Genomic DNA, 13,774 nt, shown 5'->3' with positions numbered 1-13,774 from the left:
ATCGGACGTTTTCTCAACCTACAGGAGTACTCCATGCCTGAAATCCTCGGCCACAACTTCATCGCCGGCCAGCGTAGCGCCGCCGGCCAACAGCGCCTGCAGAGCCTGGACGCCAGCACTGGCGAGGCCCTGCCCTACAGCTTTGCCCAGGCCACTGAAACCGAAGTGGACCAGGCCGCCACAGCCGCCGCCGCTGCCTTCGCCGAATTCCGCCAACTGGCCCCGGCGCGCCGCGCCGAATTCCTTGAAGCCATCGCTGCGGAACTGGACGAACTGGACGACGCCTTCGTCGCCATCGTCTGCCGCGAAACCGCCCTGCCCGCCGCCCGCATTCAAGGCGAGCGTGGCCGCACCAGCGGCCAGATGCGCCTGTTCGCCCAGGTGCTGCGCCGGGGTGATTTCCTGGGCGCCCGTATCGACCTGGCCCTGCCCGAGCGCCAGCCACTGCCGCGTGTAGACCTGCGCCAGATGCGCATCGGCGTTGGCCCGGTCGCCGTGTTCGGCGCCAGCAACTTCCCGCTGGCCTTCTCCACCGCCGGTGGCGACACCGCCGCCGCCCTGGCTGCCGGTTGCCCGGTGGTGTTCAAGGCACACAGCGGCCACATGGCCACCGCCGACCTGGTCGGCTGCGCCATCGTACGTGCCGCCGAGCGTACCGGTATGCCCAAGGGCGTGTTCAACATGGTATTCGGTGGCGGTGTGGGCGAGTGGCTGGTCAAGCACCCGGCCATCCAGGCTGTCGGCTTCACCGGTTCACTCAAAGGTGGCGACGCCCTGTGCCGCATGGCTGCCGAGCGCCCGCAACCCATCCCTGTGTTCGCCGAGATGTCCAGCATCAACCCGGTGATCGTCCTTCCGGGCGCCCTCGCCAAACGCGGCGAGGCCATCGCCCGCGAACTGGCCGGCTCCGTGTGCATGGGCGCCGGCCAGTTCTGCACCAACCCGGGCATGGTCATCGGCTTGCAATCGCCTCGGTTCAGCCAACTGCTGGCCGACCTTGGCCAGCACCTGAACGCCCAGGCCGGCCAGACCATGCTCAACGCCGGCGGCCTGCGCAGCTACGTCGGCGGTCTGGAGCACCTGCACGCCCACGCGGGTATCGAGCACCTGGCTGGCCAGCCACAGGAAGGCAGCCAGGCCCGCGCCCAGCTGTTCAAGGCCGACGCCAGCCTGCTGGTGAATGCCGACCCGCTGCTGCAGGAAGAAGTGTTCGGCCCAACCACCGTAGCGGTCGAAGTGCAGGACAACGACCAGCTGCGCGCCGCCCTGCTCGGCCTGCGTGGCCAGCTGACCGCGACGCTGATCGGTGAGCAGGAGGACTTCGAGGCCTTTGCCTGGCTGGTGCCGCTGCTGGAGGAGAAGGTCGGGCGCATTCTGGTCAACGGTTACCCGACTGGTGTCGAAGTGTGTGATGCGATGGTCCACGGCGGGCCCTACCCGGCCACCTCAGACGCCCGTGGCACCTCGGTTGGCACCTTGGCTATCGACCGCTTCCTGCGCCCGGTGTGCTACCAGAACTACCCGCAGGCGTTGCTGCCTGAAGCCTTGCGCGACGGCAACCCATTGGGTCTGCGCCGCCTGGTAAATGGTCAGTGGAGTGACGGAACAATCTGAGTGATTGCCTGAAACAAGAAAGCCCCGCGCATGGCGGGGCTTTTTTTTAGCAGTGTCGGCTGGCAAGAGAAACGTCAGGCCCCTTGCGCCTCAACCTCTTCATGCACCTGACGCAAACGCTCCCGGCTATTGCTCAGGTGCATACGCATGGCCATCTTCGCCCCTTCGCTGTCACGCCGGGCAATGGCTTCGTAGATCGCTTCGTGCTCATGCATCAACCGGCTCATGTAATGCGCCTGGTCATCATGGGCCAACCGCGCCGAATTCAGCCGGGTACGCGGGATGATGCTGGTACCCAGGTGGTTGATGATGTCGGCGAAGTAATGGTTGCCGCTGGCCTGTGCAATGCGCAGGTGAAACTGGAAGTCTGCCGATACCGCATCGTTGGCATGGGCCGCCCCTTCGTTGAGTTCGTCCAGCGCCGCGCGCATGCCTGCCAGCTCTTCATCGCTGCGCCGCTGTGCCGCCAGGCCTGCCGACTCGATCTCCAGGGCAATGCGCAATTCCAGCACTGCCAGCACTTCACGCAGGGTGACCACGGTGGCCGGGTCGATGCGAAAGCCCCCGGTGGCCGGCGCGTCCAGCACGAAGGTACCGATGCCATGACGGGTCTCGACCTGCCCGGCGGCCTGTAGCCGCGAGATCGCCTCACGCACCACGGTGCGGCTGACGCCCTCCTCAGCCATGATCTGCGATTCGGTCGGAAGCTTGTCGCCACGCTTGAGCTGGCCACTGCGAATGCGCTCGGTCAGCACCGTGACCAGTTCCTGGGCCAGACTACGCGGCTTGCGCCGGGTCCTTGCCTGTACCTGCTGCTCTGTCATTGCCCTGTGTTTCACCTTGAAAGACAGCGCTCATCATAGCGCATGCAGTTGTACGATCACATACACCCGGTGCGGTATTTATTGCACATCCCTGCCGCCCCACCTTGGGAAAAGCTGGCCCAAAGCCAGTGCAAGCCTGTACTGTGCGCCTTTGCGCTCACTCATCCATGGAAGGAAGACCCGGCATGAAAGCCCACGACCGCCTGCTGCTCGCCAGCGGCCTGCTGATCCCCCTCTGGCTGCTGGCCGGTGTATGGCTCACTGCCCAGGCCTACCCCGGCTACGACCACCTGCAACAGGCCATGAGCCAACTCGGCGCCGTTTGATCTGGGTCGCCGGCCTGGCCTGGGCCAGCCTCCAGCCCCCTGCGCATTGCGGTGATCTGACGGCAAACTGCTGGCCCCCGGTCTTGAAAAGCGAAGGCAAACTTCCTTCCTCTTCAGATGCTTAGGACAGCAACATGCGAGTACTTCTAGCAACGTTGGCCGGTTGCCTGCTGGCCACGCTCGCTTTCGGCGCCCAAGCCCGGGCGCCAAGCCAGAACGATCGCCACACCTGCACCTGGGGTGCGCAGATAGCCGCCGAAGCCCAACAGGCCAAGCTTTCCGGAGTAACGCTGTATGCCACGCGAAAGAAGCTGCAGGTACGCAAATTCCCCAAACCTTGGATGCGCATGACCGCCTTCGGTATCACCGAGCAGACCTACAACAGCCGCTCGCGGCTAAAGCCGTCGGCAATCAGGCAGACTTACTATGAGCAGTGCGTTCAGCACGCTGTAGCAAGAAGATAATTTGTTATTTATCAAATGGTTATGCAATAAACTTTAGAGCCAGTCTTGAGTAACGACAGGCCGCTTCAAGGCCGCCAAGGGGCTCCGGCCTTGAAGCGGTCTTCCAGCCAGGCCTTGAATACCCCAAGTGCCGCTGTATTCAGGCGCGCGGTCGGCCGCACCAGGTGAATGCCCGCTGCCACATCCAGTTGCCACTGCGGCAACACCCGCACCAGGCGGTGCTTGCATTTGTTAATCTGATAAAGACATTTGAATAGTGATAAAGCCATTCACCCCATGGATGAACTGCGCAAGATCGACCTCAACCTGCTGCTGGCCCTTCACGCGCTGCTCAGCGAGAAACACGTGACCCGCGCCGCCCTGCGCCTGCACCGCAGCCAACCGGCGGTAAGCCACGCCCTGGCGCAGTTGCGCAAACACTTCGACGACCCCTTGCTGGTTCGCCAGAACGGCCGCATGGCGCTCACCACACTCGCCCAGTCGCTGGCCACCCCGCTGCAGGATGCGCTGGGTAGCCTCAATGGCCTGCTCGCCACCCCCCAGTTCGACCCAGCCAAGGCCCAGCGCCGCTTCAGGCTGTCGCTGTCCGACTACTCGTCGCGCATTATCCTGCCACCCCTGATGCGCCATCTGCGCCAGGTCGCCCCCGGGGTAGACCTGGCCATCAGCCAGGCCAGCCGCGAAACCATGCTGGCCCAACTGCTCGATGGCGAACTGGACCTGGCCTTGGGCATCTTCCCGGACCGGTCCCAAGGCATCACTACCCAGCCGCTGTTTGCCGACAGCTTCATCAGCGTCGCCGACCGCCAGGTCCTGCCAGCCAGCGGCGGCTTGGCGCTGGAAGACTGGCTGGCGCGCCCGCATGTACTGATGGCCATGCGCCCGGACGCCTTCGATGAGATTGAACGTGCGCTGGCGGCCCAAGGCTTGCGCCGTCGAATTGCCCTGGCCTTGCCGCACTGGAGCGCAGCGGTGGAGGTACTGGCCGGTACCGACCTGATCCTTACCGTGGCCAGCCGCGCCGTAGGCTCGCTGCACCCGCATTCGGCGTTACGCCAGTTCGAGCCGCCGCTGGCAATCCCCTCGTTCGACTACCAGCAAGCCTGGCACAGCCGCAAGGACAACGACCCCGGGCATCGCTGGCTACGCGAAACCGTGTGGGCCTGCAGCCAACCGGGGTGCTGATCAACCTTCTGGCTGCTTCACCACCGCTGCGGCACTGGCCGGTGTCGCCGTCGCCCAGGTGCCCTGCACCAGCAGCACGCCACATAAAATCAGCACCACGCCCGCCAGCCTGGCCAGGTTGAGTGGCTTGCCAGCCAACCCCATTACCCCAAAATGGTCGGCCAGCACTGCGGTGATGATCTGCCCTGCCACGACCAGTACCAGGAAGCCCGCAGCCCCCAGCCTTGGGGTAAGTGCAGCAGCACCGGCCACATACAGTGCCCCCAGAACACCCCCTACCCACAGCCACCAGGGCCCCTGCAGCGCCTTGCCCATGTCCGGTGCAGGCACCCTCAGAACCAGCAGGGCAAGAATCACCACCAGCGAACTCACCGTCAACGAGGTGAACGCCCCCCATAACCAGTGCCCCAATGCCCGGCCTACGGCAGCGTTAGCGGTGGCCTGAAAGGGCAGTACGGCACCGGCAAACAACGCCAGGGCAAGCGGCAGAACCAACAGAAGCATGGATTTACTGAACATGGCCGTGCCTTTTCAACGTGTTGATGACCGCCATCATCGTGCAATGCACCAAGCTGATGGAAATCAAAATCATGCACATGAACTATTCGTAGCATGTATGAAAACCAGACATGCAACGCACTAATTCAACAGCTGTCGCAGCCCTGTAACGCAAGCACTGTTGACTTACTAAGGCACCAAGATAAACTGCGCCTTATGAATATTCTTGAGAACAAGCATCACATCATGCTCGACGCACTGGCAGAGGCCCCTGCCGACGCCAGGCAAAGCGTGCGCCTGTGTTTCGAACTGCTGTCCGCGGCTGCAGCAATCAACCGCGTGTGCGCGGTTCGCCTGGCTCGCCATAACTTGTCGGAGGGGCGTTTCGCCATCTTGCTGACGTTGCAAGCGGCTGGCGGACGCTTGTCGCCACTGGAACTGGCGACGCGTCTGGCGATCACTTCGGGCACCGTCACCGGTCTGCTCGACGGCCTGCAAGGCGACGGCTTCATCAAGCGCCGCAAGGATGCCCACGACCGTCGCAAACTGAGCATCAGCCTTACCCCGGCAGGTGTTTCTGTCCTGGACGCGGTATTCGCCGAACACACCGACTGGATCGGCACGATCATGCACACGCTGAACAACACACAACGGGAAGCCCTTTCCGCCGCGCTACAGGCACTTTCGGCGAGCCCTGCCCTGGCATTGCCACCCGACAAGGACTGAAGCCAATACACCCGTCAAACCACAAGGAGGTGGATGATGTTGCAGAATCAGAGCGTACTGGCACGAATCGGCAGGAAGCCGCGCGTGCACAGCGAGCGCGACCAGGTAAGGCGGCGCCAGGCCTGGCTTGAAGCCTGCCTGCCAGCAGCACTCTACCGGCGGCTGTTCATTCGCCGCCTCTGCAGCCAGCCGCTAGCCATTGAAGGCTTCAGCTTTCGACCGGTGCAGAATCTGTATGAACTCGAGCAGGCCCTGCGCCTGGTCAACGACAGCTATGCCCGTCGCGGCATTGCTACTGTGTGCCGCGCCGGCATGCGCTTCTCACCTTTTCACCTGCTACCTGGCACCACCACGTTCGTGGCACTGAAAGGTGACCAGGTGGTGGGGACCGTGTCACTGATCGAAGACTCGCCGCTCGGTTTGCCGCTCGAAGACGTGCATGTCAACGAAGCGGTGTTGCAACGCCTGGGCGGTGGCCGCCTGGCCGAAGTCGGCACCCTGGCGGTCTGTAGCCACTACAAAGGCAAAGGCGTGCCCCTCATGCTGTACAACGCCATGTTCCGTTGGGCCATGGATCATCGCCGGGTAAGTAGCCTGCTGATTGCCGTGCACCCTCGCGCCGCCGGCTTCTACCGCAACGTGCTGTTCTTTTCGCCCATTGGCCCCGTTCAGACCTACACCAAGCTCAACAATGCCCTGTCGCTACCCCTGGCCTTGAACCTGAACCAGGCACGCCAGGTGTTCGCCAAGGTCTACCAGCACCCAGGGCTGGGCTTTACCGTCGAGCAGCAGCACACCGACCTTTTCGACTTCTTCTGCGCACGGCATTTCCCGCACATCCAGTTGCCCGTCGCGCGGCCTCAAACCCACTGGAGCACTGACGAAGTGCTCACCCACATGGCGCGTTGCGGCACCTCACCGCGCCATCTGACGCCGCGGGTACGGCGGGTTCTGCAACTGGATTGAGCAGCCCGCACCGCGCTCCACACCACACGACTTTCATGGAGGATACGTTCATGGACATGGGATTGCTGCGCGCGATCTACAGGGAAATTACCCTAAGGCACCCGCTGGTGCGCACGCCTGAGCCTGATCTGGTAATGGCCGACGACGCCTGTGTCTCGGCTTACGCCGACAGTGCAGGCCAAGGCCAGGCGCTGTCCGGTACGTACCTGTACCACTGCGCCCAGATGTGTGCACTGATCAAACCCGGAGATGTCGTGCTGGACATCGGCTGTGGCCCGGCCAGCCTGTTGCTGCAACTGGCCCGTCTGAACCCGAGAGCCGAATTCATCGGCACCGACCTGTCGGCCACCATGCTCGAGGTGGGCCAGGCCTCGATTCGCCAGCAAGGCATCGACAACGTCGAACTGCGTGAGGAAGACATGACTCGCCTGGCCGGTATCGCCGACCGTAGCGTTGACGTGGTGATCTCTTCGATGGCGCTGCATCACCTGGCCGATCTCGCTCAACTGGAAGCTACGTTTCGCAACATCGCACGCGTGCTCCGCAATGACCGGGCCATCTACCTGAACGACTTTGGCCGGCTCAAGTCGGTCGAGTCGGTGGACTATTTTGTCAGCCGCGCCAGTGATGGAGCCGACCAGGCCACACTGCTCGACTACCGCAACTCGCTGTTGGCTGCTTTCTCTCTGGAAGAGTTCCAGACCCTTGCCGCCAGCTACCTGGGCCCCTGTGCCAAGGTTTACAGCACGGCGGTCAGCCCGCTGATGATGGTGATCCGCACCCCCAAGCGGCGCTGTGTGGCAGCGATGAAGGGCGAATTTCGGCGACGCTACCGCGATTTGCCACGCAGCCGCCGGGCCGATGTCGACCAACTGCGCCTGTTCCTTGGCATGGGAGGCCTGGCAAGTGCGTTCTGAGCCGCAGGGGCTGCAAGCCGCCTTGGCAGCCTGGCGCGCGGTGCTGGGTGACGCCCATGTACAGAGTGACGCCAGCACGCTGTGCCAGCTGAGCCAGGACACCATGCGCTCGCCCGCCCATGCCAGTGCCAGGCTCAGGCCAGCCAACAGCGAGCAGGTAGCTGCCTGCCTGGCCATTGCACACCTGCACGGTGTCGCGGTGCAGCCGGTAAGCACAGGCCACAACTGGGGCTATGGCGGCGTGGCAACGCTTCACGAGCGCTGCGTGCAACTTGACCTGTCGCGCATGGACAAGATCCTTGCCTTCGACGAGGCTCTGGGTGTGATCACCCTTGAACCAGGCGTTACCCAGGCCGCGCTGGCCGATTACCTGGCCAGTCGCAACCTGCCATTCCTTACGCCAGTCACCGGCGCAGGGCCCACCTGCAGTGTGTTGGCCAACGCGCTGGAACGCGGCTTTGGCATCACACCGTTAACGGACCACTGGCAAGCCGTCATGGGCCTTGAAGCCATTCTGCCCGATGGCCAACGCTATCGCTCGCCGATGTGGGCAACGGGCACCACCGCCTGCTTCAAGTGGGGCATCGGCCCTTACCTGGACGGCCTGTTCAGCCAGAGCGGGCTGGGGGTGGTGACACACATGTCGATCGCCTTGGTCAAGCGCCCACAGGTCGTGCAACCGTTCTATTTCTGGGTGGATTCGGCGGCACAGCTCCCGGCCGCCCTCGATGGCGTCAAGCGTATTCTGGAACGTTGCGGCAGCCAGGTGGGCGGCATCAACCTGATGAACAGCACGCGCCTGCTAAGCATGGCCTACGACACCCGGCCCCTTACCCAACTGGATCAGGCCGAACGCAACGCCGCCGCGCAATCGCTCGCATTGCCCGCCTGGATGGGGGTAGGTTCGATCTACTGCGAACGGGCGCAGCTGGCTTCGCTCAAGGGCATCATCCGCAGCGAACTGCGGCGGTTTTGCAGCCGTTACCTGTTCCGCAGCCAACGCCAGCTGGCGCTGGCTGAGCGCGCCTTGCGTCTGCTGCCGGGGGCCTGGTCCAAACGTTGGCAACTGACCCTGAGCAAACTGCGCATGGGCGTTGAACTGATGGAAGGCCAGCCGAACCAGGTGGCACTGCCGCTGGCTTACGCCGCAGGTGCGCAACCGCAGCAAGGCGCCTTGCTCGACCCGGCCCGGGACAACTGCGGCCTGATCTGGTACGCGCCTATCCTGCCTCTGCGCAGCCAGCAGGTAGCCACCTTCGTCTCGCACATGGAACAGGCTTGCGAAACCCATCGCATGCCCTGCCCGGTTACCCTCACCACCTTGTCAGGCCGCGCAATCGACTGCACCGTGCCGTTACTGTTCGACCGCAACGATGCCCCCGCCAGCAGCCGCGCCGAAGACTGCTACCGACAGTTGTTCCGCACAGGTAAACAGCAAGGCGTACTGCCCTATCGGCTTCCCCTGGCCTTCATGGGCTTGCTGAGCGAAACACAAGCGCCTGCCTGGCAACTCGGGCAGCGCATCAAGGATGCGCTGGACCCAGAGCACCTGCTCGCGCCAGGGCGTTATTGCCCGTTGGCGTCCGCCCCCTACTGCCAACCTGCTGTCCTGGAGCCTCAGCAATGACTGATGATCGCAAGTCCCTGATCGACCTTGGCCAACTGCCAACCCGCAACCTGGCCGAATGCCTGGCCGTGGATCAGGTGACACTGGCCAATGCCCTGGCCACCCGGTTACCTGCGGCGCTGGTCGAGCAACTGGCTGCCTGCGCTGACCAGGTTCAGACGCTGGGCCTGTCAAAGAAGGTTGCAGCCATCGGCCTGGCGCTGGGCCAATGGCTGGAACATGCACCCGCCCCCCTGCGCCAGGAGGTGTTCGAGCAATGCTGTGCGCACCCGTCCGACACCGTACGCAGCTGGGCAGCCTTCGCTCAGGCACACCTTTCACGCACGCTGCCTGCACAAGACGCCCTGTTGGCGCAGTTGCGCTTCGCCCGCGATGAGCATTTTGGTGTACGCGAATGGGCCTGGATTGCCCTGCGCCCACGCCTGGCACAGCAGCTGGACACCGCCCTGCCGTTGCTCAGCCGCTACGCAGGCGACGCAGACCCGCTGGTGCGACGCTTTTGTATCGAAATCCTGCGCCCACGTGGCGTCTGGTGTGAGCACATAGCCGCGCTCAAAGAACAACCGGAAGTGGCCGAGCCGTTGCTGGTGCCGCTCTTGGCCGAGGCTGAAAAGTACGCCCAGGACTCGGTCGCCAACTGGCTTAACGATGCCAGCAAAACCCGCCCCGATTGGGTACTCCAGCTGTTCCAGCGCTACCCCCCCGGCTGCAAGGCCTCGCAGCGAATCCACGCCCGGGCAACCCGAAGCCTGCCCCAGTGAATCACCACAAGGAGAGAAGCATGTCACTCAAGGAAAAACTCGACGCCATCAAACAGCAGATGGGCCAACTGCCCGCCGACGTGCTGGAAAAATTCAGCACGTCGCTACAGGCCTTGATCGCACGCCACCCCGAAGCCCATGCGCTGAAAGCCGGCGACCGCGCACCACTGGCCGTATTGGAGGATGCCGATGGCAAGGCGGTAGACCTGCATGCCTTGCTGGCACGCGGCCCATTGGTGCTGGTTTTCTATCGCGGCCTGTGGTGCCCGTTCTGCAATGCCGCGCTTGGCGAGTACCAGCAGATGGTGGGTGACCTGGCCGTCAGCGGTGCCACCTTGGTGGCTGTCTCCGCCCAGAGCCCTGCCGCCACCCAAAAAACCCGCGAAGCCCTGGGGGTGCGCTATCAACTGTTGAGCGACCCCGGCAACCAGCTGGCACGTCAGTACGGCATCGTCTTCGAACTGGAACCGGAGCTCGAGGCGGTGTACCGCTCACTCGGTGCAGACCTCAAGGCCCTCAATGCCAGCGACGACCTCAGTTTGCCGATGGCCAGCGCATTCGTCATCGGCCAGGACGGCCGCATACGCCGGGCGTTCATCAATGTCGACTATTCCGAGCGCGCCGAACCCCAGGCGCTGATCGAAGCCGCCAGCCACTGAGTGCCACCCCCGGCACCGGGTTTCCCGGTGCCCCACCCCATCACGGACTGATGACATGAAACGTATCGCTATCATGGGGGCCGGCGTGGCCGGCCACCTGGCTGCCCTGTACCTGCGCAAGCGCTTGCCTGGTGTAGAAGTGACGCTGATCGGCCGCCCGGACCGCAAGCGGCCGATCGTCGGTGAGTCGACGGTCGAGCTGACCACGCATTTTTTCAAAGGTATCGGCCTGGGCAGCCTGCTTGAAGAAAAGCATTACCACAAATACGGCCTGACCTATTACCTGAAACTGCGCAACAACCCGGAGTGCCGTAACTACGTGGTCCATGAGGCACCTGGGGTGATCCGCATGCCCGCCTACAACCTCAACCGCTTCAGCTTCGACAAAGACCTGCGTGCCATCGTGGCCGACCACCAGGTGCAATTGATCGAGGCCGACGTGGCTGCGGTCGACCTGCACGAAGGCGAGCATACCCGTCACCGCCTGACCCTGCGCAGTGAAGCGCAAACCTGGCAAATGGACGCCGACTGGGTGGTCGACGCCACCGGCCGCAACCGTTTCATGGCCAAGAAGCTGAAGCTGCACAAGGAGCCGACCTACCAGCGCAGCACGTTCTGGTTCCGCCTTCGCCAGTTTGACCGCAACATCCTGCACAGCATCAACACCCACAAGGACAAGCATCACTGTTTCGACCCGTATTACGTCACCCATCACTTCTACGGCAAGGGCTACTGGATCTGGCTCATACCCATGCGCAGCGAAGACGGTGCCGACATGATCAGCATCGGCATCACCTACCGCCCGGACATGATCAACGAACGGATTGGCACGCTGGAAGCCTTCAAGGAAAGGGTCATGGCAGACCACCCGGTGATCACTGAGCTGATGGCGTCGGGCGAAGTCATCGACCAGCACGCCATGTACAACTACATGTACGAGGCCAACCAGTACTACTCCACCGATGGCTGGTTCCTGATCGGCGATGCAGCGTTCACCTTCGACCCGGCCAACAGTGCCGGGCTGGCCTATGTAGCCCAGCAGATACCGCAAGTGGCCGCCATGATCGAGAAAGACATCCAGGGCACGTTGACGCCCGCCTATGTCAATTGCCTGGAATCGCACATCCAGGCGCAACTGGCGCTTCAGGACACCTGGAGCAAGTGGTACGAGGTAATGGACGACCCGTTCCTGATGGGCTGGACGCTGCTGTTCGCCAACATGGCGTACTTCCATGTGGTGTTGCCCATGTATGTCAGCGGCGATTTTCTCGACGGCCATCAGGCCCAGCAATTCGCCGATTTGTTGCCACGCTACACGCGGGAACTGCAGCCATCACCGCTGCCCTTTGCCTGCCTGTTACGTGAAGTACGCCGTTCCAATCCGGGCATCAGCCCGCAGATGATCCCCAACCTGTATTCGCGCACCATCAACTTCGCTCTGTACAAGGCCGACAACCAGGCCCGGCCGCGATACGCCGCCAGCTACTTCCTGCGCTCGGCGCTGCTGCGCTTACGCTTGATGCGCATGGTGCGCTGGAGCGTGGCGCCTCGCCACCTGAAACTGCTGGCGCGGCATAGCCTGGGCACGCTGCAGGACTTGGGACGCGCCACCAGCCTGCGGCTGATGCCTTCACTGTTCTACAAGTACGGCGAGGCGCCCGAGCTGCTCAAGTCGCCGTTCGGCAGCGACGGCGGCTTCCTCGACCTGGCGCGCCACTGATGGGCATGCCCATGGCCGAAGCCGGCAGCGACGCACTGCTGGCTCATAGCGGTGTGCGCCTGGCTGCCGGGGTCCGCGATGGCACGCTGTCGCCGGTAGCACTGGTCGAACACAGCATCCGCCGCTGCCAAACCGTGCAACGGCGCTGCAACGCGGTGGCAGTGGCGCTGTACGACCAGGCGCGGCGGGCCGCCGAAGTTGCCGAACGCCAGCGAGACCAAGGCGCCCCGCTGGGTCGACTGCATGGTGTGCCCTTCAGCTTCAAGGAGGGCCTGGGGCTGGCCGATGCGCCCAAAACGTGCGGCTCACGGCGCCGACAGCACAAGGTTGCCGGGTTTACCGCCACCGCCGCGCAACGCCTGATCGATGCGGGCGCCATTCCGGTCGCGCTGGGTAACCAGGCCGAGATGGCGCTATGGCCAGAAACCGATAACCCGGTCTACGGCCGCACCTGCAGCCCCTACCGGAACGACCGGAGTGCCGGTGGCAGCAGTGGCGGTGATGCCGTGCTGGTAGCCAGCGCTTGCGTGCCATTCGCGCTGGGTACCGACGGCGGTGGTTCGGTGCGAATCCCGGCTGCCTGCAACGGCATTTTCGGCCTCAAGCCGTCACGGGGGTTGGTGCCACTGACCGGGCATCTCCCCTTGGACGAACGCGGCCTGGGGCAGCCGAATGCCATGGCCATCGCTAGGCACTTTGCTGCCGGCCCATTGTGTCGCCATGCCGAAGACCTGCCCGTGCTCCTGGAGATCATTGCCGGGCCCGACCAACTGGACCGCAATATCCTCGACAGCTACGTACACCGCCCGCCGCCTGCAGCATTGCAACGCCTGTACCTGTGCCAGCCCGAGCGCCTGGGCTGGGGGAGCCGGATTTCGCCGGCCGTGGCTCTGGCGCTGGATGACGTGGCCCACCACTATCAAAGCCAAGGCACCCATGTCGAGCGCTGGCTACCCCACGCACTGAACAATGCGTTCGCCATCTGGTTGGCCGTGCTCAAGCAGGAAACCGGCGTGCGCCTGGCCGACATTCTCGGTGACGGCCAGCCTGTGGCGCATTTGGCTCATGCCTGGCAAGCACTGCTCGGCCAACCGCAGCATGCCACCGGACCTTGGCTGGCAACCGTGCTCGACAGCCTGGGCGAATGCCTGGGTAACCCCGGCCTTGCAAGGCAGCTACCCAAACGCGATGCCCTGTTACACGCGCTGACCGAACGGCTGGATGGCAACAGTGTACTGGCCCTGCCGGCGTTGCCCGGCACCTCGCCCGAGCATGGCCATGCCCTGCGCTACCCGGGGGATATCGGCTACACCGCGTTGTTCAACGTACTAGGCCTGCCGGCCCTGACGGTACCCATGGGGCGCCTCGATCAAGGCTGCCCGGTGGCCCTGCAGCTGGTGGCCGGCCCTGGCCAGGAGCCTGTGCTGCTCGACGCAGCCCGTTCACTGGAGCTCGCATTCGGTGGCTGGATCGCACCGCCCTTCTGA

General features: G+C 63.7%; 13 protein-coding genes and 2 pseudogenes. 12 read left to right on the top strand and 3 right to left on the bottom strand.

The window, feature by feature from the left end:
* Positions 1-33 precede the first annotated feature (33 nt).
* On the top strand, positions 34-1,614 hold the full coding sequence (locus tag D8767_RS12975) for an aldehyde dehydrogenase (NADP(+)) (protein ID WP_016713833.1): 1,581 nt from the start codon (positions 34-36) through the stop codon (positions 1,612-1,614).
* A 74-nt stretch (positions 1,615-1,688) separates the two neighbouring features.
* Here the strand turns inward: D8767_RS12975 and D8767_RS12970 are convergent, their stop codons facing one another.
* Complete coding sequence (locus D8767_RS12970) at positions 1,689-2,438, bottom strand: FadR/GntR family transcriptional regulator (protein WP_016713832.1); 750 nt, start codon at positions 2,436-2,438, stop codon at positions 1,689-1,691.
* 185 nt (positions 2,439-2,623) lie between these two features.
* Here D8767_RS12970 and D8767_RS12965 point away from each other — a divergent pair.
* A pseudogene (locus D8767_RS12965) lies at positions 2,624-2,758 on the top strand (DUF998 domain-containing protein); the annotation flags it as partial.
* 140 nt (positions 2,759-2,898) lie between these two features.
* Positions 2,899-3,228, top strand: coding sequence for a hypothetical protein (locus tag D8767_RS12960; RefSeq protein WP_016713830.1), 330 nt, complete (start codon positions 2,899-2,901; stop codon positions 3,226-3,228).
* A 65-nt stretch (positions 3,229-3,293) separates the two neighbouring features.
* On the opposite strand, the pseudogene D8767_RS12955 reads toward D8767_RS12960, so the two are convergent.
* Positions 3,294-3,446: pseudogene (locus D8767_RS12955) on the bottom strand (LysR family transcriptional regulator); the annotation flags it as partial.
* 58 nt (positions 3,447-3,504) lie between these two features.
* Here D8767_RS12955 and D8767_RS12950 point away from each other — a divergent pair.
* Complete coding sequence (locus D8767_RS12950) at positions 3,505-4,413, top strand: LysR family transcriptional regulator (protein WP_016713828.1); 909 nt, start codon at positions 3,505-3,507, stop codon at positions 4,411-4,413.
* Here D8767_RS12950 and D8767_RS12945 read toward each other — a convergent pair whose 3' ends face one another.
* Positions 4,414-4,932 carry a DMT family transporter gene (locus tag D8767_RS12945; protein ID WP_016713827.1) on the bottom strand — a complete coding sequence of 173 codons (519 nt, stop codon included), beginning with the start codon at positions 4,930-4,932 and terminating at the stop codon, positions 4,414-4,416.
* A gap of 225 nt (positions 4,933-5,157) precedes the next feature.
* Here D8767_RS12945 and D8767_RS12940 point away from each other — a divergent pair, with 225 nt between their 5' ends.
* Genes D8767_RS12940 through D8767_RS12905 form a run of 8 tightly spaced genes read left to right on the top strand, consistent with a single transcriptional unit; the run spans position 5,158 to position 13,774 of the window.
* Positions 5,158-5,637, top strand: coding sequence for a MarR family winged helix-turn-helix transcriptional regulator (locus tag D8767_RS12940; RefSeq protein ID WP_177412721.1), 480 nt, complete (start codon positions 5,158-5,160; stop codon positions 5,635-5,637).
* 36 nt (positions 5,638-5,673) lie between these two features.
* Positions 5,674-6,603 (top strand): GNAT family N-acetyltransferase, encoded by a 930-nt coding sequence (locus tag D8767_RS12935; protein WP_016713825.1) that lies wholly within the window; start codon positions 5,674-5,676, stop codon positions 6,601-6,603.
* 50 nt (positions 6,604-6,653) lie between these two features.
* Positions 6,654-7,520 carry a class I SAM-dependent methyltransferase gene (locus D8767_RS12930; RefSeq protein ID WP_016713824.1) on the top strand — a complete coding sequence of 289 codons (867 nt, stop codon included), beginning with the start codon at positions 6,654-6,656 and terminating at the stop codon, positions 7,518-7,520.
* A complete protein-coding gene (locus D8767_RS12925) occupies positions 7,510-9,147 on the top strand; it encodes an FAD-binding oxidoreductase (RefSeq protein WP_016713823.1) in 1,638 nt (545 codons plus the stop codon). The genes D8767_RS12930 and D8767_RS12925 overlap by 11 nt, the downstream gene beginning before the upstream one ends.
* Positions 9,144-9,908 carry a hypothetical protein gene (locus D8767_RS12920; protein WP_016713822.1) on the top strand — a complete coding sequence of 255 codons (765 nt, stop codon included), beginning with the start codon at positions 9,144-9,146 and terminating at the stop codon, positions 9,906-9,908. Before D8767_RS12925 ends, D8767_RS12920 begins: the two co-directional genes overlap by 4 nt.
* A 20-nt stretch (positions 9,909-9,928) precedes the next feature.
* Positions 9,929-10,567 (top strand): peroxiredoxin-like family protein, encoded by a 639-nt coding sequence (locus D8767_RS12915; protein ID WP_016713821.1) that lies wholly within the window; start codon positions 9,929-9,931, stop codon positions 10,565-10,567.
* A 55-nt stretch (positions 10,568-10,622) separates the two neighbouring features.
* The gene (locus D8767_RS12910) at positions 10,623-12,287 is read left to right on the top strand and encodes an NAD(P)/FAD-dependent oxidoreductase (RefSeq protein WP_016713820.1); all 1,665 of its coding nucleotides are present in this window, start codon (positions 10,623-10,625) and stop codon (positions 12,285-12,287) included.
* A complete protein-coding gene (locus tag D8767_RS12905) occupies positions 12,287-13,774 on the top strand; it encodes an amidase (protein WP_063977423.1) in 1,488 nt (495 codons plus the stop codon). Before D8767_RS12910 ends, D8767_RS12905 begins: the two co-directional genes overlap by 1 nt.

The organism is Pseudomonas sp. LTGT-11-2Z (assembly GCF_003691445.1).
Lineage (GTDB): Bacteria > Pseudomonadota > Gammaproteobacteria > Pseudomonadales > Pseudomonadaceae > Aquipseudomonas > Aquipseudomonas monteilii.
The sequence above is the reverse complement of the archived record's forward strand: the minus strand, read 5'-3'. Positions and strand labels throughout refer to the sequence as shown.